This is a genomic window from Streptomyces sp. Ag109_O5-1 (assembly GCF_003814875.1).
Lineage (GTDB): Bacteria > Actinomycetota > Actinomycetes > Streptomycetales > Streptomycetaceae > Streptomyces > Streptomyces sasae.
Map to the genome: position 1 here is coordinate 8,113,771 of NZ_RKQF01000001.1, position 22,022 is coordinate 8,135,792.

A 22,022-nucleotide genomic window follows, 5' to 3' on the forward strand; every position below is an offset into this window, starting at 1 on the left:
CCCTATGTGCCGTGTGTGGTGGGCCGGATGCTCCCACCGCACACAAACCGGGTCAACAGGATCAAGGAGGCGCCCGTGGTAGCGAGCGTGCAACTACGTACCGGCCGTGACCTGAAGCGGATCTCCACCGAGCTCCGGCGGATGGGGGAGAAGCAGCTGGGTGCCGAGTTCCGCAAGGAACTCAGGGCGGCCGCAAAGCCGATGGTGCCTGCCGTGAAGCAGGCCATCCGCAACATCCCGTCCAAGCAGCCGTATCGGCCGGACGGGCTGCGCGGCGAAATGGTCAAGGCCGTGAAGCTGGAAGTGAAGACGACCGGGCGGCAGACCGGCGTCCGTATCCGGGTGGACGGCCGGAAGATGCCGGCGAAGAAGAAGGCCCTCCAGGCGTACATGGAGGGCACGAAAAGGCCGTGGCGGCACCCGGTGTTCGGCCATGACGTCTGGGTGCAGCAGCAGCCGAAGCCCTACTTCTACAAGACGGTGCGGCCGCTCAGCGCTCGCGCGAACCGGAACATCCGCACTGCGGCGAACCGCGTAGCCAACAAGGTCACCTGACCGGCGTGTGACACGCCCCGGCCCCTTCCAAGGAGGTGGGTTGTGGCGTCACGTACCGCTGTCGTCTGGGACCTCATCGCCCGCGACCACGCCAGCCGTACTTTCATCCGGGTCGGGGAGGCTGCGACCGGTCTGGAGCGCCGTAGCACGTCGGTCGGCGCGGCGATCGGCCGCGGCCTGAAGGTCGGCACCCTGGCCGTCGGCGCGCTCGGCGTCGCCTCCTTCGACCTGGCCAAGGGCTTCCAGGCCAGCATGACAAAGATCAGCACTCAGGCCGGCGGGTCGGCGAAGGACGTCCAGGTCCTCTCCAAGCAGGTTCTGCAGCTGGGTGGGAAGGTGCAGCAGGCGCCCGAGCAACTCGCCGACAGCCTGTATCACCTCAAGAGCGTCGGCATGGACAACGTCGACGCGATGAAGGCGCTCCGGACGGCGTCGGATCTCGCTGCGGTGGGTGGCAGCAACCTCGAGGACACCACCAACGCATTGGCCGGCGCCTGGCGCACGGGCATCAAGGGCGCCACGAACTTCGGGCAGGCCGCGTCGACGGTCAACGCGATCATCGGCGCGGGCAACATGACCATGCAGGACTTCACCGACGCCCTGGCGTCCGGGATCCTGCCGACGGCCAAGACGTTCGGTCTGTCGCTTCAGCAGGTCGGTTCGGCACTCGCCCTGTTCACGGACGAAGGCGTGCCCGCCTCGGACGCGGCGACCCGGCTGCGCATGTCGATCTCGCTGCTTGGCGCTCCGTCGGGCGCTGCGGAGAAGCAGCTGAAGAAGATCGGGCTCACGGGCCTGGATCTGGCGAACGCGATGCGGTCCAAGGACGGCATCATCGGCGCGATTCAGCTGCTGAAGGACCACCTGGACAAGTCGGGGCTGTCGGCGGCGCAGCAGTCGCAGATCCTGTCCCGGGCGTTCGGCGGCGGCAAGTCGTCCTCGGGCATCCTGTCGATGGTCTCCAACCTGGATGTCCTGAAGAAGAAGCAGGACCAGGTCAACAAGTCCACGGGCAAGTATGCGGACGCGGTCAAGGCTCAGCGCGCGACTGCCGAGGCGCAGTGGAAGCGGCTGACCACCGGCCTGGAGTCCACGGCGACGCGCCTCGGCGTTGTGCTGCTGCCGCCGGTTACGAACTTCATCGGGTTCCTCAACGACAAGGGCATCCCCACTGTCGAGCACTTCGGCGCGAAGCTGCTGGGCGCTGTCCCGACGGACAAGATCAAGCGGGAATTCAGGAACGTCGAGAAGATCGTCACCGACTTCTTCCAGGGCGCCTCTGGTAAGGCCGCGAAGAACGTGGCCACGCCGAGCGTTGACAAGGGCCCGGTCATGACGGTGCCGAAGTCGTCGGCGTCGCAGTTGGGCCAGCAGATCCATGACGCGGTCGCGACTGGCTTCCGTGACGTCGACTGGGGTGATCTCGGTAGCGTCCTCGGCGACGGCATCGGTACGGCATTCCAGTGGGTGGCTTCCCACGGCACGGACCTGTCGAAGAAGCTCGGCGTAGCCATCGGCGGCATCGACTGGGTGAACGTCGGCAAGCAACTCGGCGTTGTGGCGGTGCCCCTGTCGATCGGCATCATCGACAACCTCTTCGATCCGTTGTTCCACGCGGACTTCTGGTCGAAGCACTGGTTTGACGCCATCATCGCCGCCGTCTCGATCATCCCCGTAGGCAAGGCGGCCGGGATCGGCCTGAAGCTCGGAGCGAAGTTCGGGGAGAAGTTCGCGGGCCCGTTCATGAACATGCTGTCGGAGCAGCTGGGACGGATCCCCTGGTCGAGGATCATCCCGTTTGCCGAGAAGCTGGGCGAGTCCGTGGGCCCGACGCTGCGGGGCGTCCGCGGCTGGGTCGGGCGCGTCGCCGGAGGGTTCAAGGACGCCTTCGCGAAACGTTTCCCCCGGATCGCACAGTGGTTCGAGGATCAGCTGGTACTCCTTCCGGTACGCCTCGGTGACCTGGGACGGCTCCTGAAGCGCAAGGGCGGCGAGCTGGTCGACAGCATGAGCCAAGGCCTGCTCGACCACCTGCCCGGCTCCAGCAACAAGTTCATCCGCGCTGCCTACAAGTGGTTCGGCCGGTTCACGTTCTGGCAGGTCGGCGTCAACTTGGCTCAGTCGCTGATGAGCGGCATCTGGTCCAAGACGAAGGAAGCCGGCGCGTGGCTGAAGGGCCACCTCGTCGACCCGGTGATCAACTGGGTGAAAGACGGGTTCGGCATCCACAGCCCGTCCACCGTGTTCATCGGCATCGGCGGCAACCTTGTCGCCGGCCTGCTGCTCGGCATCCTCAGTGCCGCGAAGGGCATCGGCGGATGGATCGGCGCCCACGTCATCGGCCCGGTGCTGGCGCCCTTCGCGGGCGCGGGCTCCTGGCTGTCCGGGAAGGGCGCTGCCACGGTGTCCGGCTTCAAGTCGGGCGCATGGTCCGTCGCCAAGGGCATCGGCGGCTGGTTCACCTCGCACGTCCAGAACCCCACCGTCGGCGCCTTCCGCGGCGCGGGCTCATGGCTGTACAGCAAGGGCCAGTCCGTGACCAGCGGCCTGTTCTCCGGGCTGAAGCAGCCCTGGGGAGCCGTCCAGCACTGGGTGTCGGGCGTCGCCGGGTGGATCAAGGCCCACAAGGGCCCGATCTCCCTCGACCGGCAGCTGCTGCACCCGGCCGGTGTCGCCCTGATGAAGGGCCTGCTGTCCGGGCTGAAGGTCGGGTTCAAGGACGTCGGCGACTTCGTCTACCACATCGGTGACTCCGTCGCCGGGACCGTGAAGGGCATCGCGTCCAGCATCGGCCTCGGCAACTCGTCGGCGAGCGGCGGTGCGCAGCAGTTCGCCCAGGTCGCGATGCAGGCCTACGGCTGGGGGCCTGCAGAGTGGCCCGCGCTGAAGGCTCTGTGGAACCGGGAGTCCGGCTGGAACCCACAGGCCACCAACCCCTCCAGCGGCGCCTACGGGATTCCTCAAGCTCTGCCGGCCAGCAAGATGTCGTCGGCAGGCTCCGACTGGCGGACGAACGCGGACACACAGATCCGGTGGGGCCTGGGCTACATCAAGTCCCGGTACGGGTCGCCAACATCGGCCTGGGCGCACGAGACGAAGGTCGGCTGGTACGCCAAGGGCACCGACGGTGCCGCGCCCGGCTGGGCGTGGGTCGGCGAGCGCGGTCCCGAGCTGGTGAGGTTCGGCGGCGGGGAGACCGTCCTGAACCACCAGCAGTCCATGGCGGCGGCCTCCTCGGCCGGCATCCGTCTGCCTGGCTACGTATCCGGCACCATCAGCAACGCTGCAGACCGGGTACGCCGCGACCGCCAGAAGGTCGCGGACGCCAAGGACGACCTGGCGCGCGCCGAGCGGCGCCGCAAGGGCGTGAAGGCGGCCGAGACAAGGCTGAAGGCGGCGAAGAAGGAACTGCAGGCTGCCGAGGTCTCGCTGAAGAACGCCCAGCGCAGCGCCAAGACGTCGATCGCGAACACGATCGCGACCGGCCTGCAGAAGACCCTGGCGACCGGCACCGCCTCGGCGATCACCTCAGCCATCAAGAGCCTGGCGACGAAACTGCTGAACGCCGGCTACTCCGGCACCGCCTCGGCCATCCAGAGGAAGGGGAGCAAGCTCGAATCCCTCGCCGCGAAGAAGGCGGGGATCGCCAGTCAGATCACGGCGGCCAACCAGTACGCCAGCGACCAGGCGTCGAGCATCAACGACTTCCTGTCCATCAGCGGGACCTCGGCGACGAGCGTCGGCGGCCTCATCTCGCAGATGACCGGCCAGCAGAAGACGGCGTCGTCGTTCGTGACGCTGGAGAAGTCCCTGAAGGCGCGCGGCGCCAGCAAGCAGTTGCTCGAGCAGCTCGCCGAGGCCGGTCCGGGCAGCCAGCTCGCGACGATCCTCGGCGACAAGATGGTCACCACCCAGGACATCTCCAAGCTGAACAAGCTCGAGGCGTCCGGGAGCAAGCTGGCCACGTCCTTCGGCCAGAACATGGCCGACCTCATGTACGACAGCGGCAAGAACGCCGGAAAGGGGTTCCTGACCGGCCTGAAGTCGCAGGAGGCGGAACTCACCAAGGAGATGTCCAAGCTGGCATCCGTCCTGGTGAAGCAGGTCGAGCACGACCTGAAGATCAAGAGCCCGAGCCAGGTCTTCCGGGACAGGGTCGGCAAACAGGTCGCCCTCGGCGTGGTCGTCGGCATGGACAAGCACCTCCCGCACGTCGCTGCGGCTGCTCACCGGGTGGCCATGACCGCCCGGAAGGCCGCCGTCCTCCCGTCGGCCCCGGGCCGCCAGGCGGCAGCGTTCGACCGGCTGGCGACCCTGCTCACGAGCGGGCAGGCCGCGGGCACTGAGGTACACATCCACTTCGACGACCCGACGTTGAAGGCCCTGATCCGGGCTGAAGCCAAGCCAATGATCAAGGCGTCGCAGGATGACAAGGCCTACCGGGCGAAGGTGGGGAGGAGGAACGGGTGACGATCTCCTACGTCGGGATCGGTTCCGTCGCGCAGCACACCGACACGATCACGGTGGCCTATCCGGCGGGAGCCAGCGCGGGGCAGCTCGCGATTCTGCAGGTTGCCTCCGGGCATCCGTCCCTCCCCCAGCCGGTCACCCCGTCCGGATGGACGCTTGCCGGAAGTTTCACCGGTGGCGGCGGCACCTGGGGGTCGGGCACCGGCCCGCGCAGGGTCACGATGTTCGTCCGGGTGCTGGCTGGGGCGGACGCGCAGCCGACGACGTCGATTCCCTCCGGCACGTCGGGATCGGTCATCGCCGGGGCGATCACCCTGCTCTCCCGGTCGGCTGGCACCGACTGGCGCTGGGTGTGGGAGGCCGGCGAGGACACCACGTCCGGCACAGCCTTCTCGGCGCCCTGCTCGACCTCTGCGACATGGGCTCCCGGTGACTTCGTGTGGCTCGGCTATAGCCTGCCGAGCTCCACCACCGGTATCCCCACGCAGGGCATCACCGCGGCCGGCATCACCTTCGGCACGACGACCGGCCGCCTGTCGTCCGCTGTGGCGACCGGCAACGGCGTGAGAATCGGGTCGGCCAGCACGTCGGTGTCGTCCGGGACGGCCACCGTCGTACCCACCATCACAGCCACGCTCGGAGCATCAACGACCGGAGTGGCAGGCGCGATCCGCATCCGGGAAGCCAGCTCGGACGTCAACGCGACCGCCCAGTCCGTGTTCCCGCCGCGCAACCTGGTCAGTGCGACCGGGTTGACGGGCGACGACATCGTCACCGTCACCCTGTACCGGCAGGTCGGCACCACCCTGACCGCAGTCCGGGCCGCCAGCGGCATCGACGTGACCGGGCAGAGCGCCCTGCTGCGGGTCGACGCCGAGCAGCCGTTCGGGATCTCCCTGAACTATGCGGCCCTGCTCACCGACATGTACGGCACCCAGTGGACGGTCTACTCGGGGCCCATCACGTCGACGGTGAACAGCGATGTCATCTCCGACGCCGTCCGGGGCGTCGGCGCGCAGGTGTTCATCGAGGACTGGCCCGACAAGAAACGCACCCGGGACGCCACCACCTTCAACATCAACGGGCGCCTGGTCGTACAGGGCAAGAAGCGCAGCTCGGCGCAGGCCACCGTCACGGTGTCCACCGACACCGACGATGATGGCGAAGACCTCCAGGACGTCCTCGACAACGCGACTGAGGGCACGATCCTCATCCGCAAGGAGGTGACCCTTCCCGGTGTCGACGGCTGGCTGGCGCTCCTCGACGACGACGAGCGCCGGAACTGGCAGACCCCGTACAGGCTGTGGGACTTGGACACGGTCGAGACGCAGCCGTGGCCGGATGTCCTCGAGGCGGCCGGCTTCACGCTCCAGGACATCGCCAACAACTTCAGCACCCTCCAGGACATCGCCAATGCCTTCCCCGGCACGCTCCTGGACATCGCCCAGTTTGATTTCGGACCCTGACATGCTCGATATGTCCGCCACGGCGCTCGCCGTCGTCCAGCGCTCCCACACGATGGCCATGAGGGCCGAGTCATGGCTCGGCGGCCAGCTTCTCACCGACGACATCCCCATCGCCGACGGCAGCGAGTCCCGAGACCGCTCCCTGGCCGTCCCCGAACAGATCACCCTCACCGTGCCGCGCCGGGACAAGGGATATGACTGGGACCCCGGCACCGACCCCACCCACCCGCTCGCCGCCTACGGGCAGATCCTCCGCATCGACTACGGCGTCGACATCGGCAGCAGCGGCACCGAGTGGATCAACCGCGGCTGGTTCCTCATCACCGACTCGTCGACCGATGGCGACACGGTCACGGTGAGCTGCGCAGGCCTGCTCACCCTCATCGACGAGGCGACACTGGTCAGCCCGTTCCAGCCGGGAGCCTCCGACACGCTCGCCTCGGTCGTCCGAGCGCTCATCGAACCGGCCCTGACCGTCTCCTTCGACGGCACGCTCGTCGACCGCGCGGTCCCGCTCGGCATGCAGTGGGACAGCGACCGGCTCGGCGCCGTGACCGAAGTCCTCGGCGCCTGGGGCGCGGCCGAACGGGTCACCGAGGACGGCTACCTCATGATCGAGCCGGTCAGCGACGCCGGAGCCGCGGTCCTGGCCATCAGCGACGACCCGGACACCGGCACGGTGGTGCGCTGGCAGGGATCCACCACCCGCGACGGCGCCTACAACTGCGTGGTCGCCCAGGGCGAGGACGCCAACGGCAACCAGCTCCAGGGCGTCGCCTACGACAGCAGCGCCACCTCGCCGTTCCAGTACGGCGGGAACTTCAACCCGCTGCCAGTCCCTTACTCCTACCAGTCGAGCCTGCTCACCACGGTTGCCCAGTGCCGCACGGCCGCCGCGGCGCAGCTCGCGCTCCTGCGGCGGCAGGCCTACCGGAAGCTCGCCGTCACGATGGTGCCGCACCCGGGCCTGGTCACCGGCGACATCCTCACCGTCACCGGCGCCGGCCTCACGAACGCCCGCTGCGCGATCGAGATCCTGTCGCTGCCGTACTCGCCCGGCGAGATGAACCTGACCGTCCGAGTGCTGTAGGGGGAGCGGTGCCAGATTTCGCCGACACCAGGGTCAGCACGGCCGGTACCGGCATGGTGCGGGGCATCGCCCAGACAGCCGTCTCGGGGAACGCCTGCTTGGTGAAGGTGGGCGGCATCACGGTCACCGCACGCGCGGCAACCGGCCTCACCATCGCGGCCGGGAACGTCCTGCTGCTGGCGCGCCTCGCCAGCACCTACTACGTGATCAACGTCGTACCCGCGGCGCCCACCACAACCCCGGCGACCCCGGCCCCGGCCGACAGCACGCCGGTGGACACCGGAGACACACCGCCCGCCCCCAAGCCCGTCGTCCGGACCGGCACGCTCACCTGCGTGCCGACGGCCACCGCCTGCTACCGGGACGGCTCCTGGCGCTCCGACGGCGACCCCACCAACTCGTTCGACCTCTACCAGGGCCGCTACGGAGGCAGCAGCTACGGCCGCAACACCGGCGTCGCCTTCTACGGCAGCAAGCCACACACCCTGTCAGGGGCGACCTGCACCAGAGCCACGGTGCAGATCAAGCGACTGTCGGCCGGCGACTACGCGGCCCGGTCAGCGACCCTGCGGCTCGTCTCCCAGACCAGCCGCCCCGGAGGCGCACCGACGCTCAACGAGACGACCAGCGGTCCCTCTCTGACAATCGGCGCCACATCCACGTTCACGCTGCCGACCAGCTGGGGGCAGGCCCTCATCGACGGCACCCGCGGCGGCATCGGCATCAGCGTGAGCAGCGACGACCCATACATCCACCTCGCCGGGCGCGGCTCCTGGAGCGCAGCCTTCACCGTCACGATCTCCTGGAGGCGAAGCTCATGAGCAGCACCACCACCAAGGGCATCCAGTACCCCCAGAACACCGACAACACCCGCATCTGGGAACTGATGCAGGCCCTGGCCACCACCGCCGACGGCATCATCATCGGGAACGTCGATCGGCAGATCTTCACCGCCTCCGGTACCTGGACCAGGCCCGCGGGCGCCATCCTCGTCCACGTCCAGGTACAGGGGGGCGGCGGCGGATCCGGCGGGGTTGCCGCCACCAGCTCCGGCCAGGCCGCGTGCGCGCCAGGCGGCGGCGGGGGCGAATACGCCGCCGGATGGTTCACCCCGGCGGCTGCCGGCTCCAGCGTGGCGGTCACCGTCGGCGCGGGCGGCACCGGAGGCACGGCAGGGGCCAACACCGCTAACAACGGCGGGACCTCCAGCTTCGGCGCCCTCATCACCGCAGTGGGCGGCACCGGCAGTGGCGGCGCCACCGTCACCACCGGCAGCGCCAGTCTCGGCGGCGCCAACGGCGGATCCGGCGGCACTGGCGGAGACTGGCGCATCGCAGGCGGCGACGGCGGAAACGGGCAGGTCATCACCCTGATTCCACTGAAGTACAACAACGGCGGCGCCTCTTTCCTGGGCAACATGCGCAGGGCCACCGGTATCGCTGCGTCCCAGACCGGCGGATTCGACGGCTACGCCTACGGCGGCGGCGCGTCGGGCGGCTCCAACCCGGCCAGCCAGACCGCGCTCGCCGGCAACAACGGTGCCCCGGGCATCGTCATCGTCACCACCTACACCGCATAGGAGCACGCATGCCGCTCGACGTGCCGCAGACCAGCCAGAACCCCGCAGTATGGGTTGTGAACGGCCGCTACAGCAACGCCTCCATCACCGCATTCCAAGTGACCATCTCCGTCGAGAGCCAGTCCACCGAGCCGGAGGGCGACGACCTGCTCCAGCAGTTGGTCGACCTGCTGTCGCCCCGCTTCCCGGGGGTCGTCGGGATGAAGTCGTACACCTCGAACACCGTGCGGGACATGCTCCCGTCCTGACCACTCCCCGCCCAGCCCACGCCCCAGCCGACCGGCCCGGGGCGTTTTTCATGCCCTCAGGAGCACACGTGACCATCCGTCTCATCGAGCAGCACCACCGCCCGGGCCAGCACCTCGGCCGGCACGTCGAGCACGACCCGCGCAGCCTCCGGTACGCGCACGGCGTCCTGCCCAAGTCCGCCATCAAGACCGTCGAGTGGACGCGCCGCATCCCGATCCTCGACCAGGGGAGCCTGGGTTCGTGCACCGGTAACGCAGGCACGGGCATCCTCGGCACCGACTCGGCCGGGCGTACCGCCTCGACGAAGGTCACCATCACCCCGGCCGGGGCCGCAGCCTCGCACGGCGTGTTCGTGGCCGGGACGTATGACCTGGACGAGTCGTTCGCGGTCTGGCTGTACAAGCTGGCAACGATCCTCGACGGGATCTCCGGCACCTACCCGCCGGACGACACCGGTTCGACCGGGATCGGTGTGGCGAAGGCGCTGAAGGCGCTCGGCCTCGCCGGGACGTACACGCACGCGTTCTCGATCGCAGCCCTCAACTCGGCGCTGCAGTCCGGGGCCGTGATGATCGGCATCGAGTGGCCGCAGAGCGCGTTCGACACGGCCAACGACGGCCGGATCATCGTCGACAAGACGTCCCCCATCGCGGGCGGCCACGAGCTGGAGCTGTCCAAGTACGACGCGTCGACGGGCGAGTACTGGGTGCCGAACTCCTGGAACACCACGTGGGGCGACGCCGGTTGGGGCTACTTCACCGCCGCGGACCTCGCCTGGCTGCTCTCCCAGCAGGGCGACGTCACCGTACCTGCGCTCACCGGCTCCCCGACGCCGACTCCGGGACCGGCCGCGCCGTCCGGCGCCCAGGTCGGCGCCGCCGTCCGTAGCGCCCTCGAAGGACTGGGGGTCTGACCATGACCAGCTTCCGTGACGAGTTCGTCAACCTCCTGAAGAGCCAGGCCGGCTACCACGAGGGCCGTGACGCGAACGGCAACTGGAACAACATCCAGAAGTTCTCCGAGCAGACCCCAGGCCTGCAGTGGTCGGACGGCCAGCCGTGGTGCGCCACCTTCGAGTGCTGGGGCGCCCACAAGACCGGCATGGACGCGCTGTGGCCGATGACCGCATCGTGCGCGCTCGCGGTCGCCTGGTGGAAGAAGCAGAACCGATTCACCGAGTACCCCGTCCTCGGCGGCCCGTTCTACATGGGGCCCGGCGGCGGCGACCACACCGGCATCGTGTGGAAGTACGACGCAGACACCATCTGGACCATCGAAGGCAACAGCAACGACAGCGGCTCCTACCAGGGCGACGGGGTCTACCTGCACCAGCGCCCCCGCCGCGGCACCGGCAGCCCCTACGGCTACGGCGTTCCCGCCTACCCGGAAGGCACGATCTGCGCCGATCCGGCTCTCGGCGGTACAGCCTCCGCAGCCATCACGGCGCCCGCCACGAAGCCCACAGTGTCCCTGGCCCACGTGGTCTACGCCGCCCAGCACGACCCGGCGGCAGCCCAGGGCCACACCACGCACCAGGCTGAAGTCCTCGTGGTCGAACGCGCCCTGAAGGCCGAAGGCCTCCTCGAGGCCCAGTACGTCGACGGCAGCTTCGGCACCAAGACCGTCACCGCATACGCCCGCTGGCAGCGCTCGGCAGTCGGCGGAGGCTTCACCGGCACCGCTGCGGACGGCATCCCCGGCAAGACCTCCCTGCAGCTGCTCGCCGCCCGGCACAGCTTCACCGTCACCACCTGACCGGAAGGAACCCCATGTCTGACATCAACCTGCCCAACCTCGGCCAGCTGGAGCGCACCGGCCTCCAGTACGCCAAGGACCTCGGCGAGCGCACCGCTGCCACGTTCGTCGTCGCGGCCTGCGGCGTCGGCGTTGCCGCGGGCCCGGCCGACATGTTCCACGCCTCGTTCTGGGAGACGATGGCCGCGGCCGGCCTCGCCGCGGCCGGGTCGCTCGTCAAGGGGATCCTGGCCAGACCGTTCGGCGACAAGAACAGCGCTTCCTTCGTCAAGGGCGCCTGACCCTGCCCCATGAGCGCGTCTTGGAGGTGGCATGGACGGTGCCCTCGTCGCGGCCCTCGGCGTGATCGGGAGCGCCGCCGTGACGGGAGGGGCCGCCATGTACGGCTCCAAGGTCGCGGGGCGGCCCCAACGGGAGGGCAGCGCGGTGACAGGCTTCAACAGCCTTACGGATCAGCTCCAGGAGGAACGCCAGGAGCTGAAGACCGAGGTGGCCACCCTCAAGATGGAGCTCGCCGCCGAGCGGGCCGAGTCGGCACGGCTGCGACTCCTGGTGCAGACGCTGGGAGGCACACCATGACGCGCGCCGAACGCGTGCTCGCTCGACGGTGGAAGCCCATCGCCCTCCTCGCGTTCCTCCTCGCCCTCACCGGGGCCGTCCTGCTCGTGTACGTGCGCGTCCAGGCCGAGGCATCGCGTGCCGACCAGCTCTCCGCAGAGGCTGATCTGCGCGGGCAGGCCGTCACCACCCTCGCGTCCGACGTGCGGGTGCTACGTGCTCAGATCAAGGCGAAGGGCGGCACGCCGGCCGCACCTGACCCGACCAAGGCCGTCAAGAACCTGCCCGACCGGGCCGCGGTCCCCGTACCGATTCCCGGGCCGCCAGGCCCGAAGGGCGACAAGGGCGATCCGGGTAAGGCAGCGCCGACCGTCACCCCGTCGCCCGGCGCATCAGGAGCGGTCGGCGCCACCGGCCCCCAGGGGCCTCAGGGCGAGCCCGGCGCCGACTCCACCGTCCCCGGCCCCCAGGGCGAGCAGGGGCCGCAGGGGGAGCGCGGGGAGACTGGGCCGCCGCCGTCCGGCTGGACCTTCACCGACGGCGATGGCAACACCCAGGAATGCGCGCCGGACAGTGCCGGGTCCACGCACTACACCTGCCACATCACCGGCGCGAGCAGCAGCACGCCGGAGCCGCAGAGCCGCAGCCTGCTCGGCCTCGCGGTGCTCACCATGACCGCCTCGTACCGGCGGCTGTAACACGAGCGGCCCCGCTCTCCTTCGGGAGGGCGGGGCCGCTTTCGTGCGTCCGGGATCAACTCAGCGCGTTGATGGACTTGAGGACCAGGGCGCGCGCCTCGGCGCCGTATACGGCCATGGAACGGAGCCGCTCGAAGGTTTCCAGGTACTGGGCGATCTCGCCGGGCTGTGTCACGCTCACCTCGGCCGACACCAACTCGACGGACACGAGCCGGTCGTCATAGATGTGGAAGGTCTCCTCGGGCCAGTGCGTGCGTCGGGCCGCCGTCGGGACGATGCCGAGGGATACCGCGGGCAGTGCGCCGGCGGTGAGGAGATAGCCGAGCTGCGCGGCCATCGCGTCAGGGTCGGCGATCCGGTAGTACAGGACCGGCTCCTCGATGACCACGACGAAGAGGCGCCCCTGCTCGTGGACGATGCGCGAACGCTCGATGCGGGCGCGAGCGGCCTCGGCGCTGTCGTCGACCGGCAGGCCGTGAACGTCCGCGGCGATCCCGAGGACGGCGAGCGCGTAGCCCTCGGTCTGCAGCAGGCCGGGTACGAGGCCGGCGGAGTACAGGCGGTGGCACTCGGTCTCCCGGAATGCCTTCACCCGGCTTTCCTGGATGTGCCGGAGCCCGGCACGGACCTGGTCGCGCCACTGCCGGTACATGGACTCGGCGTTGATGGACTGGACGACGAGATCCTGTGCCTGGTCCTCGGCGCCGGTGGCGGCGCACCAGTTGCGGATGTCGTTGGCCGACGGCCCGGTGAGCGCGTTCTCGATGCGGGAGGTCTTGGAGTAGTGCCAGTTGCACGCAGCAGCCAGCTGCACGACCGTCAGGCCGGCTTCCTTGCGGAGGTCGCGCAGCCGGTGGGCCACGGCTTCACGGGCGGCCTGGGCTGAGGAGGACGGTGAGGCGGGCATGGGCTGGCTGCTGGTGCTTCCTGGTCAGTTGATTTTGTACTGGGCGTGGGGGATGGCTCGGGACCAGACGGCTTCGAAGGCCTCCGAGCACAGCTTCGCGGCAGCGGGCTCATCGGAGATCTCGTGGCCGACCATGGCGCCGTTGCCGGAGAAGTAGCCCCATCGGATCACGCGGTCGTCGAACAGCCAGAAGTCGTTGCCGGGCAGGGCGATATCGGATGCTCGGCGGCGGGGCAGCCACCGAACGTCCTCGCCGGCCTGCACGTTGACGATGGTGGAGGCGTGTTCGTAGCGGATGTAGTCGGAGACGGGTTCGGACACGATGCGGGCCCGGCGCACGGTGACGCCGCGGGCGAGGGCCTGCGAGACGAGGTCGACCCAGGGGGCCCAGTCCGGCGACGCTGGGTCGGTGTCGAGTCGGCCGGTCTCCAGCCACGCCCTGAAGTCCTCGGCCTCGTGGGCGACTCCGTAGTGGTCCCGCATCTCGAGGTGCACGGCCGAGCGCGTGCACTGGGCCATGAGTTCAGCGATCGTCGGTTCGCTCGACGACATCGCACGCCTCCCTGATCATCTGCGCCATCCTCGCGGGGATCCGGATCACTGCCTCGTCGGCCGGGATGCCGACGGCGTGCCCCGGGACCTCGAACGCTGCGCACTCTGCTTCCAGTTCGAGGTCCGGCTTCCAGCCCTGGAAGACGAGTTCCTTCTTCTCCTGGTCGACCCACACGGTGGGAGAGTCTGCCGTTTTCGTGTCGGGGTCGATTCCGATGAACCGTAGTGTCACGTCCTTCTCCGTCCACGCGATGTGCAGTTCTTTGCGCCACCGTCGCCCGGTCGGGCCTGCTGGTCAAGGGCGCGAATACGACAGCTGTGCGGCTGGTTCGCGGTGCCTGCAAAGATCTGCACATTGCTGGCTTTGCTGCACATCGCGCTCCTAGCTTCGGCAGATACGCGAATGCCCCGGCGAGGCGGTCACCTCCCGGGGCGTGGCCGACTGCGAAGGAGTCGACGTGGCAGAGACTACGCAGACCGTGACCACCCCGGCCAGCCTCACCGGGGTCGGATGGTGCCACTGGCACAAGGGCATTGGTGAGGACGTCCGAGTGATCCAGGTGGTGGAGGTCCCGTCCGGCCCCGGAGGCAGGCACTCCGCCTGCGCGCGCTGCCGCGAGCGGCGCAACCTGATCCCGTTCGCCGACCAGCCGTGAAGCCTTACGACCTGCCCGACGCAACCTGGCTGACCAGAGCCCAGCACTCCGGGTGGGCGTGCGTCTTCTGCCGCGCCCCGCTCTCCAAGGGCGCCGTCAAGGCCGGCCGTGCCGAAGGGATGATCGGCGCCCACGACATGAGCATCGACGTCTACGCCTGCCCGAGCTGCGCGCTCCAGCTCGGTCTCATCGAACGACTGCCGGAAGGTGCCCCGCGATGAAGCAGATCAGTGCGGCCACGAAGGAACTCATGGCCAGCGCCAGGGGCGACGGGTACCGCGCGGCCGGCCTCTGCGCGTCCCGGCACTCCAGCGGCGCGCTCTGCACCCGCAGCGCCAAGGACCGCCACGGCTCCGGCAAACACAGCAACCCGTACCAGCGCCGCTGGCCCGGGGACGCTGTCGGCCTGCGCTGGTAGAGCCCCCGGTCCCGGCGCAGACGGTGTGCCGGGGCCGGTCCGAGCCCCGGCCGGACGCCGATCCGGCCGGGGCTTCTCCATGTCATTGTGGTGCGCGGGGGAGTGCGGGATAATGGAATCGGCCCAGTTCAGGGCGCCTCCCGGATAGCCAGCCTGCGTGAGCGGTGCGTGAGCGGAGGTCCCGCCGGGGCCCGGAATCGGTGGAGTGAGCCGGAGTAGCAGACCCTCACGACCAGGGATTTCCGGAGTAGCCGGAGCCACCCAGAGTGAGCCGGAGCAATACCTTCGGACTCATAATCCGTCGGCCGTGGGTTCGAGTCCCACCCGCCCCACCAGTACAGGTCTCTGACCTGCGGAAACGTTCATTTTGTCCTGTCGGATCGTCAACTTTGCCTGAACGGACTGAATCCGCTGCTCGTGGGTTTGGAGCCCGGCAGCGTGCCGGGGAGATCCAACCCCTCTGACCTGCGGCGGAGTAGGTGTTCAAGGCTGCCGCTCTCGGTCCGGGGCGGCTGCTCTGGGGGTCGTCCCCAATACCCAGGGGCCGTACAGGGGCCGGGAGGACGCGGCCGGGGTCAGGCCGAAGGTGTTTCCGGGCCGGTTCCGTTGTCCCGTTTGCTGGTTCCGCGGCATGGGCTGCCGTTCACCGGGCCAGGGAAACGGCCCGAAGAGGAACCGGTTCGATGGACGGCGCACCGCGTTCCTCAGGGCTGAGCCACGTGCGGAAAGCGCACGATCTGGATCGCGTATGGCGTGCATGCCGGTGGCGAGGGTGCCGAGCAGGAGCCGGAGTGGGGTGTCGGCCAGGTGGGGTTGGAGGCGGGCGCCGAGGTAGCCGCCGACCAGGCCTCCGGCACCGCGGCAGAAGCCCAGGAGCCAGTCGGGGGCGACGGCGCCTGTTGCGGCCGGGGAGAGCAGCGGCACCAGGCTGTGGAAAAGGTCCAAGCCCGCACAGAAGGCGCCGGTGGGGAAGACCGCGGCCGAGCTGGAGCGCAGCCCCTTGACGCCGTCGCCGCCGAACTCAACGGCCGACCACGCAAAACGCTCGGCTGGGAAACCCCGGCCGAGCGCCTGCATACACTCCTCACGACCCCCTCACACCGACCACGTGTTGCAACGACCGCTGGAATCCGCCCCCGGGCGGGGGCGTCGCGCGGTCGGACCACATGACGGTCCGCGATAATTGACGGTCACCGCGTTGCGGTGGCCAGTGCCGCGCGGATGGCGTCCTCGCCGACCGGCTGGCCCTTCTCGTTCGAGTACGGCCCGTACGGTGTTCCCCACACTGGTGTGCCCGTCGCCTGCCGCCAGCTGTCGGCCAGCGTTCCCGCGTCTACCACGCTGTAGCCGATGGAGGCGATGAATTCGGTCACCGCCGCCTTCGCCGGTGCTGAGTCCCCGGCGATCGGCAGGTAGGAGCGGTCGGCCGCCCCTGCCGGGCGGGCGAGTGACAGCAGGTGCTTGAAGAAGATGTTGTTGAACGCCTTTACGAGCAGGGCGTCCGGGACGTACTGGAGAAGCAGCTCGCTTGAGGTGAGGGACTTGTTGTCGAGCTCGGGGATGTGCCCGTCACGCTCGGGGCCGTAGTTGCAGGTGTCGATGACCGTCTTCCCGGCCAGTGGCGTGGCGGGCACGTGGGGGAAGGCGCTGACCGGCACCGTGATCACGACAATGTCACCGGCCCCTGCGGCCTCTTCGCTCGTCGCCGTGGACGCCCGCGGCCCCAGTTCCGCGGCCGTGTCCGCGAGCGTTTCGGGACCGCGCGCGTTGCTGAGCACCACCTGGTGCCCGGCCCCGACAGCGAGTCGTGCGAGGGTCCTGCCGATGCTTCCGCTTCCGATGAAACCCACAGTCGTCATAATCTCAACGTCTCTCAGAAGAGCCGAACTTGCCGGCTGCCGGGCTCGTTACGATCCGGGTTCCTGCCGTCAGCCGGCGGGGAAGTAATGGCCGTTGTCCAGATCGGCGAGCAGGCCGGGCTGGGCGGGTTCCCAGCCGAGGGTCCGGCGGGTGATGAGGTTGGATGCCGGGTAGCTCTGCGTGACGATATTCGTGAGGAACCCGAAGTACCCCGGCGTCATCAGGGAATCGTTGGGAACGCTCACGGCGGGCAGGCCCAGGCGGCTGGCGATGGCCTCGGCGATGTCGCGGAACGGGATGCCCCCGTCCTCGACCGCGTGCCAGTATCTGCCGGCCGGCCCCTTCTCCAGCGCCAGGCGGAACAAGGTGGCGGCATCGCGGATGTGCACGGCGTTCCACAGGTTCGCGCCGTCGCCGTCGTAGCCGATGAAGCCCTTTTCCTTCGCGAGCGCGATCAGCGTGGGGAGGAAGCCGGCACGATCGGTCGTGCTGTGCGCGATGTTGGCGATCCGCACGACCGAAGACCGCACCCCCTGCTCGGCGAGGTCGACTACGGCCCTTTCCACGACGTTGCGGATCCGCAGGGTGCTTTTGTGCTCCTCGCCGGCGGGGAGGGCCGGGTCCTCCTCGGTGGCCGGCCGGCCCAGGTGCTGCCCGGGTGAGCCAATGCTCCCCGCCGTGACCAGCGGCTTTCCGGTTCCCGCGAGTGCCTCGCCGTACGCGAGCATGATCGGGAGCTCCGCAGCGGCCACGGCGTCCATCCCGCCGGCGGGCAGCAGATCCTGCCTGTGGGCGACGTGGATGACGCCATCGGAGCTCGAGGCTGCCTCCTTGAGCCCGTCGAGATCCTGGAGGTCGCCGCGACGCACCTTCGCGCCGAGCGCGGACAAGGCCGCCGCGGAAGCGTCCGACCGGGCCAGGCCGGTGACCTCGTGCCCGGCGGCGATGAGTTCGGGGATGATGTATGAACCGGAATGGCCGGTCCCCCCAGCGACGAATACGCGCATCTGACTGTCCTTGTGAGGGTAGGTGCAGGGTCTTCCCGTGCCGTAAGCGAACCGGCGTAATGCGGCACGAGAGATAGTGGTAAGGGTGCACTCAGCCGAGAAGGGCGATGCCGAGGGAGAAATTGGGGTGCTTGACGGAGTGGTTCATGAGGCCCAACTCCAGCAGGCCGACGTTCTCCAGTGCCCGCGCCATGAACAGATCCCCGGTGTCCCAGGGGCGCAGCCCCAGGCTCTCGACGAACGCCGACACGCGTGCCTTTGCCTGCGCGTCGTCGCCGGCGATGAACACGTCCAACTGACGACCCTCGGCCGGGCCGACCGCCAGAACATGGGAGAACAGGGTGTTGAACGCCTTCACGACATGCGCGCCGGCGGGCGCGGCCTTGGCGATCTCCTGCGCGCCGGAACTGCCATCGGGGATGACAAAGCCCTTGAAATCGGGGGTGACGGGATTGGTGACGTCGATGATGACCTTGTCCTGCAGCGCGTCCCCGTACTCGCTCACCACCGCCGCCGCACCGGCGTACGGCAAGGCGAGGACAACGATGTCCCCGGCCGGGGCGGCGCCGACCGCCCCGACAGCGGCGCCGCCGAGCGCGGCGGCCAATTCCTTGGCCTTGGCCGGGTTACGGCCGATGATCTCGACGGCGTTGCCGCCGGCGAGCGCCCGGGCGGCCAGGGCACGGGCCACGTTCCCCAGGCCGATGATGCTGATGCTGCTCATTGGTGTGCCTGCTTTCTGAAGCTGGACAGAACGCCATGCCCACCCCGTCGTCGTTGACGGTCGGGTCGTCGACGCCGTCGAATGACGCGATGGGAGGCGCTCAATTCCCGATGTGCTCATTTCTGGGCCTGGACCCTGCCATCACATTCGGATACCGAATTCCTGCACCGGATTCATCCCGGCCCCATTAGGTGCCTATTTCAGGCTGCCATTGGCCCGAGTGGGTGTCCAAGACCTCTTTCAACCGTGGTGATACCCTGAAGACATCACCGGATCGGGAGGTGCCATGGATCTGGACATGCGCAAACTGCGTTACTTCGTCGCCGTGGCCGACCGGCTGCATTTCGGCCGCGCCGCCGATGAACTTCACATCGCACAGCCGGTGCTCAGCCGGCAGATCCGTGCGCTCGAGCAGGATCTCGGCGTCTCGCTGTTCACCAGGGATCGCCACGGCGTAGAGCTGACAGATGCGGGCCGGCAACTGCTGGCCGACGCCGGTCCGCTGCTCGCCTCAACCCACGCGGTCCGCCGCCGGGTGTCCGCGGCCGCCGGCGGCAAGCGTCGGCTGATGGTCGGTTTCCGGGCCGGCGTTGCAGTCATCCCGGCGGCCCGTGCGTTCGAGGGCCGGCACCCGGACGTGGTCGTGGACGTGCAGCGGATCGAAGGGGACGACCAGGCTGCGATGCTGCTCGACGGCCGCGTCGACGTCGGCTATGTGCGGCTGCCCATCGACGAGGCAGGCCTGCGCGTCACCCCGCTGTACACCGAGCCGCGGGTGGCGGTGCTGCCCGCCGGACACCGGTTGGCCGGCAAGGACGAGGTCACCGAGGCCGACCTGGCCGGCGAAACGCTGGTCTGGCACGGTGACCCGAGCACGCAGCCCACCAAGCGCCCGCTCCCCAATGCCGGGTACCCGGTGCGCGGGGTGGACGAGACGCTCGAGCACGTCGCGGCCGGCCGGGGTATCTCCTTCCTGGCCCGTTCGGCGTCCGTGTTCTACTCGCATCCGGACGTCGTCTATGTGCCCATCCCGGATCTGGTGCCCGACCAGGTGTGCCTCGCGGTGGCGGCATCGCACACCTCGCCGGTGGTCGATGACTTCGTCACTGCGGCTCAGTCGACGGCCGAGATCACGGCGGAATGTGGGAACTATGAGATGTGGCAGCTTGGAGGCGATGTCGTCTCAAGGCACGCTTGAGTAGTTCGGCTGCCCCCGTCCATCATCCGCTGGAGAGTGAAATGGCCTGACGGAGTGGTGCTGTTGCGGCTGACCTCTGAGCCGGTTCCGTTCTTCGGCCGGCAGTTGTCTGAGGGGGCCCCGAGGCACCTGAGACCGCCTGCAAGTATGAGCTGCGGATACGGCTCAAGTCGGCTGATTGCCGGCGGTCTGCCGTTCGTGGTGTCGGGAGTCGGTCCGTGGGATCCAGAACCCGACGGCGGGTTTCAGTTGGACGTGTTTGCTGCCCGCCTGTTGGCCTTCGTTTCGGGCTGGCGTGGCCGAGATGGGCCGCTCACTGATGATCAGCGTGAATGGTTCAGGTGGCTCTGTCCAGAAGCCAACGCCGTGCTGCCCCGCGAGGAGAGCGCCGCGGTGGAGTGGATGAGGGGGATGGCAAGTCTCCGGCTCTTAGAGGTTCTGAAGATGCGGGTGGCCCGCCAGCGACGCTGGCGGGCCACCCGCATCTTCAGAACCTCCCAGCTGCGTACGAGTTCATGCGCCATCGCGTACGGACTGATGTGATCAGCCGTCTGTTCGAACCGGCGGCGCGTCAGCGCCCTGGGCCGGGATGACGGCCTCGGACTCCTGAAGCCTTCGGGGGTCGCCGCTCTCCCTGGCGGCTTCTGCTGCGGCCTTCAGTGGGCTGGCGGCCAGTTCCGTAAAAGCCGACAGGTCCGGGCCAGGTGCCAGGCGGCTGGTGTCGCGTGCCAGCGGGTGCAGCCGCGCGAGGGGCAGCGCGTCCAGTCCGGCCGCGGAGTGTCAAGTCAGCTTGGCCCTTCCTCCCGTCGCCGGTCATCGCCGGCTGTGGCAGGGATGGCGTTGTCGATGAGGACGGCGGCGACGGCGGCGGCGGTGGGGAAGGCGTCGGCGTTGAGGACCCGGGTGCGGGCCGCGGCGCCGTCGAGGAGCAGCGCGAGTTGCTCGCCGAGTTGTTCAGGGTCGGCGGCGCCGGCTTCGCGGGCGGTGTCGGCGAGCCGCGCGGCGACGGCTTTCTTGTAGTCGCGTGCGTACTGGGACGCGGGGTGCTGGGGGTCGTGGAGTTCGACGGCGGCGGCGATGTAGGGGCACAGGGGTGTGGTGGGGGGGATGTCGAAGGCGGCGAGGAGCCGTTCGCGGGGCGTGAGGTCGGTGCGGTCGAACACGCCGGACAGAACGGAGGGGTCGAACTGGCGCAGGTACTCGGCGACGAGTTCGTCCTTGCCGGTGAAGTGCTGGTAGGCCGTGCGCTTGGACACCTCGGCCGCCGCGCAGAGCTGGTCCATGCCGGTGCGGTTGATGCCCTGCTCGCGGAACAGCTGCTGGGACGCGCCGAGGATGCGCTCGCGGGCGCCCCGGCCGCGGCGGCGGCCCGTGGGGCCCTTCTCCAACTCCGTCATGGGCCCATCGTACCCGAGCCGGGTAACGACCGGTGTACATAGTTGTGCCCCGGCCGCCCGCCCCGTACGGTACGTACACAGTGCGGTGTACATAACACCGTCGTCCCAGGTGCGCACGGCACCACCGACCCAAGGGAATGACTATGGGAAAGCTCGACGGCAAGGTTGCTGTCATCACCGGCGGCACCAGCGGCATGGCGCTGGCCGGCGCGAAGCTGTTCGTCGACGAGGGAGCACACGTCTTCATCACCGGCCGCCGCCAGGACGCCCTGGACGAGGCCGTGCAGCAGATCGGCCGCAACGTCACCGGCGTTCAGGGCGACGCCGCCGACCTGGACGACCTGGACCGCCTGTACGACACCGTCAAGCGGGAGAAGGGAAGCCTCGACGTGCTGTGGGCCAGCGCCGGCGGCGGCGAGCCCGCCCCGCTCGGCGAGATCACCGAGGCCCAGTTCGACACCTGGTTCGGGCTCAACGCCCGCGGCACCCTGTTCACCGTCCAGAAGGCCCTCCCGCTCTTCAACGACGGCGGCTCCATCCTCATGACCGGCTCCAACGCCTCCCTCGGCGCCTTCCCCGGCTGGAGCGTCTACGCCGGCAGCAAGGCCGTCCAGCAGGCGTGGGCCCGCATCTGGCTCAACGAACTCAAGGACCGCCGCATCCGCGTCAACGTCCTGACCCCGGGCCAGGTCGCCACCGCCAAGCAGGAAGAACTCTTCGACGAGGCCACCAAGCGCCAGTTCGAGTCCCTCATCCCCCGCGGCCAGATGGGCCGCCCCGACGAAATCGCCACCGCCGCCCTCTTCCTCGCCTCCGACGACTCCAGCTACGTCAACGGCATGGAACTCGTCGCCGACGGCGGCACCACCGCCATCTGAACCGG

Annotated in this window: 25 protein-coding genes; 17 read left to right on the forward strand and 8 right to left on the reverse strand. The window is 69.0% G+C overall.

Annotated features, from left to right (window positions below; all coding sequences use genetic code 11):
* Positions 1-75 precede the first annotated feature (75 nt).
* From EDD90_RS36895 to EDD90_RS36940, 12 genes are all read left to right on the forward strand, one after another.
* Entirely contained in the window at positions 76-555 is a 480-nt protein-coding gene (locus tag EDD90_RS36895; protein WP_123977229.1) for a hypothetical protein, read from the forward strand.
* Between the two features lie 42 nt (positions 556-597).
* Positions 598-5,025 (forward strand): phage tail tape measure protein, encoded by a 4,428-nt coding sequence (locus EDD90_RS36900; protein WP_123977231.1) that lies wholly within the window; start codon positions 598-600, stop codon positions 5,023-5,025.
* Entirely contained in the window at positions 5,022-6,491 is a 1,470-nt protein-coding gene (locus EDD90_RS55865) for a hypothetical protein (RefSeq protein ID WP_185149365.1), read from the forward strand. The genes EDD90_RS36900 and EDD90_RS55865 overlap by 4 nt, the downstream gene beginning before the upstream one ends.
* A gap of 10 nt (positions 6,492-6,501) precedes the next feature.
* A complete protein-coding gene (locus tag EDD90_RS36905) occupies positions 6,502-7,581 on the forward strand; it encodes a DUF5047 domain-containing protein (RefSeq protein ID WP_221305145.1) in 1,080 nt (359 codons plus the stop codon).
* Between the two features lie 8 nt (positions 7,582-7,589).
* Entirely contained in the window at positions 7,590-8,402 is an 813-nt protein-coding gene (locus EDD90_RS36910; protein ID WP_123977235.1) for a hypothetical protein, read from the forward strand.
* Positions 8,399-9,160: a hypothetical protein gene (locus EDD90_RS36915; RefSeq protein ID WP_123977236.1), complete on the forward strand. Its 762-nt coding sequence runs from the start codon at positions 8,399-8,401 to the stop codon at positions 9,158-9,160. The genes EDD90_RS36910 and EDD90_RS36915 overlap by 4 nt, the downstream gene beginning before the upstream one ends.
* Positions 9,161-9,168: 8 nt before the next feature.
* Positions 9,169-9,408 carry a hypothetical protein gene (locus EDD90_RS55870; RefSeq protein ID WP_185149367.1) on the forward strand — a complete coding sequence of 80 codons (240 nt, stop codon included), beginning with the start codon at positions 9,169-9,171 and terminating at the stop codon, positions 9,406-9,408.
* A 68-nt stretch (positions 9,409-9,476) separates the two neighbouring features.
* Positions 9,477-10,322, forward strand: a complete 846-nt coding sequence (locus EDD90_RS36920; protein WP_185149368.1) for a C1 family peptidase — start codon at positions 9,477-9,479, stop codon at positions 10,320-10,322.
* Between the two features lie 2 nt (positions 10,323-10,324).
* Positions 10,325-11,164 (forward strand): hypothetical protein, encoded by an 840-nt coding sequence (locus EDD90_RS36925; RefSeq protein ID WP_123977240.1) that lies wholly within the window; start codon positions 10,325-10,327, stop codon positions 11,162-11,164.
* A 14-nt stretch (positions 11,165-11,178) separates the two neighbouring features.
* On the forward strand, positions 11,179-11,445 hold the full coding sequence (locus EDD90_RS36930; protein WP_123977242.1) for a hypothetical protein: 267 nt from the start codon (positions 11,179-11,181) through the stop codon (positions 11,443-11,445).
* 31 nt (positions 11,446-11,476) lie between these two features.
* Entirely contained in the window at positions 11,477-11,743 is a 267-nt protein-coding gene (locus EDD90_RS36935) for a hypothetical protein (RefSeq protein ID WP_123977244.1), read from the forward strand.
* Entirely contained in the window at positions 11,740-12,420 is a 681-nt protein-coding gene (locus tag EDD90_RS36940; protein ID WP_123977246.1) for a collagen-like protein, read from the forward strand. The genes EDD90_RS36935 and EDD90_RS36940 overlap by 4 nt, the downstream gene beginning before the upstream one ends.
* A 55-nt stretch (positions 12,421-12,475) precedes the next feature.
* Here EDD90_RS36940 and EDD90_RS36945 read toward each other — a convergent pair whose 3' ends face one another.
* Genes EDD90_RS36945 through EDD90_RS36955 form a run of 3 tightly spaced genes read right to left on the reverse strand, consistent with a single transcriptional unit; the run spans position 12,476 to position 14,111 of the window.
* Complete coding sequence (locus tag EDD90_RS36945; RefSeq protein ID WP_123977247.1) at positions 12,476-13,327, reverse strand: helix-turn-helix transcriptional regulator; 852 nt, start codon at positions 13,325-13,327, stop codon at positions 12,476-12,478.
* 24 nt (positions 13,328-13,351) lie between these two features.
* Positions 13,352-13,879: a DUF6879 family protein gene (locus EDD90_RS36950; protein ID WP_123977249.1), complete on the reverse strand. Its 528-nt coding sequence runs from the start codon at positions 13,877-13,879 to the stop codon at positions 13,352-13,354.
* Positions 13,851-14,111, reverse strand: a complete 261-nt coding sequence (locus tag EDD90_RS36955) for a hypothetical protein (protein WP_123977251.1) — start codon at positions 14,109-14,111, stop codon at positions 13,851-13,853. Before EDD90_RS36955 ends, EDD90_RS36950 begins: the two co-directional genes overlap by 29 nt.
* A 226-nt stretch (positions 14,112-14,337) precedes the next feature.
* Here EDD90_RS36955 and EDD90_RS36960 point away from each other — a divergent pair, with 226 nt between their 5' ends.
* The 3 genes from EDD90_RS36960 to EDD90_RS36970 are packed head-to-tail and all read left to right on the forward strand — an operon-like array spanning position 14,338 to position 14,953.
* The gene (locus EDD90_RS36960; RefSeq protein WP_123977252.1) at positions 14,338-14,535 is read left to right on the forward strand and encodes a hypothetical protein; all 198 of its coding nucleotides are present in this window, start codon (positions 14,338-14,340) and stop codon (positions 14,533-14,535) included.
* Positions 14,532-14,756: a hypothetical protein gene (locus tag EDD90_RS36965; RefSeq protein ID WP_260328366.1), complete on the forward strand. Its 225-nt coding sequence runs from the start codon at positions 14,532-14,534 to the stop codon at positions 14,754-14,756. Before EDD90_RS36960 ends, EDD90_RS36965 begins: the two co-directional genes overlap by 4 nt.
* Complete coding sequence (locus EDD90_RS36970; RefSeq protein WP_123977254.1) at positions 14,753-14,953, forward strand: hypothetical protein; 201 nt, start codon at positions 14,753-14,755, stop codon at positions 14,951-14,953. The genes EDD90_RS36965 and EDD90_RS36970 overlap by 4 nt, the downstream gene beginning before the upstream one ends.
* A gap of 483 nt (positions 14,954-15,436) precedes the next feature.
* On the opposite strand, the gene EDD90_RS59135 is transcribed toward EDD90_RS36970, so the two are convergent.
* The 4 genes from EDD90_RS59135 to EDD90_RS37000 form a co-directional block, all read right to left on the reverse strand.
* Entirely contained in the window at positions 15,437-16,030 is a 594-nt protein-coding gene (locus EDD90_RS59135; RefSeq protein WP_185149710.1) for a hypothetical protein, read from the reverse strand.
* 113 nt (positions 16,031-16,143) lie between these two features.
* Positions 16,144-16,803, reverse strand: a complete 660-nt coding sequence (locus EDD90_RS36990) for an NADPH-dependent F420 reductase (protein ID WP_123982034.1) — start codon at positions 16,801-16,803, stop codon at positions 16,144-16,146.
* Between the two features lie 78 nt (positions 16,804-16,881).
* Positions 16,882-17,820: an SDR family oxidoreductase gene (locus tag EDD90_RS36995; protein WP_123977258.1), complete on the reverse strand. Its 939-nt coding sequence runs from the start codon at positions 17,818-17,820 to the stop codon at positions 16,882-16,884.
* A gap of 91 nt (positions 17,821-17,911) precedes the next feature.
* On the reverse strand, positions 17,912-18,544 hold the full coding sequence (locus EDD90_RS37000; protein WP_123977260.1) for an NADPH-dependent F420 reductase: 633 nt from the start codon (positions 18,542-18,544) through the stop codon (positions 17,912-17,914).
* A gap of 286 nt (positions 18,545-18,830) precedes the next feature.
* Here EDD90_RS37000 and EDD90_RS37005 point away from each other — a divergent pair, with 286 nt between their 5' ends.
* A complete protein-coding gene (locus EDD90_RS37005; protein ID WP_123977262.1) occupies positions 18,831-19,742 on the forward strand; it encodes a LysR family transcriptional regulator in 912 nt (303 codons plus the stop codon).
* 785 nt (positions 19,743-20,527) lie between these two features.
* On the opposite strand, the gene EDD90_RS37010 is transcribed toward EDD90_RS37005, so the two are convergent.
* Positions 20,528-21,139 (reverse strand): TetR/AcrR family transcriptional regulator, encoded by a 612-nt coding sequence (locus EDD90_RS37010; RefSeq protein ID WP_123977264.1) that lies wholly within the window; start codon positions 21,137-21,139, stop codon positions 20,528-20,530.
* 143 nt (positions 21,140-21,282) lie between these two features.
* Between EDD90_RS37010 and EDD90_RS37015 the strand changes: the two genes are divergently transcribed.
* On the forward strand, positions 21,283-22,017 hold the full coding sequence (locus EDD90_RS37015; protein ID WP_123977266.1) for an SDR family NAD(P)-dependent oxidoreductase: 735 nt from the start codon (positions 21,283-21,285) through the stop codon (positions 22,015-22,017).
* Positions 22,018-22,022: the final 5 nt, after the last annotated feature.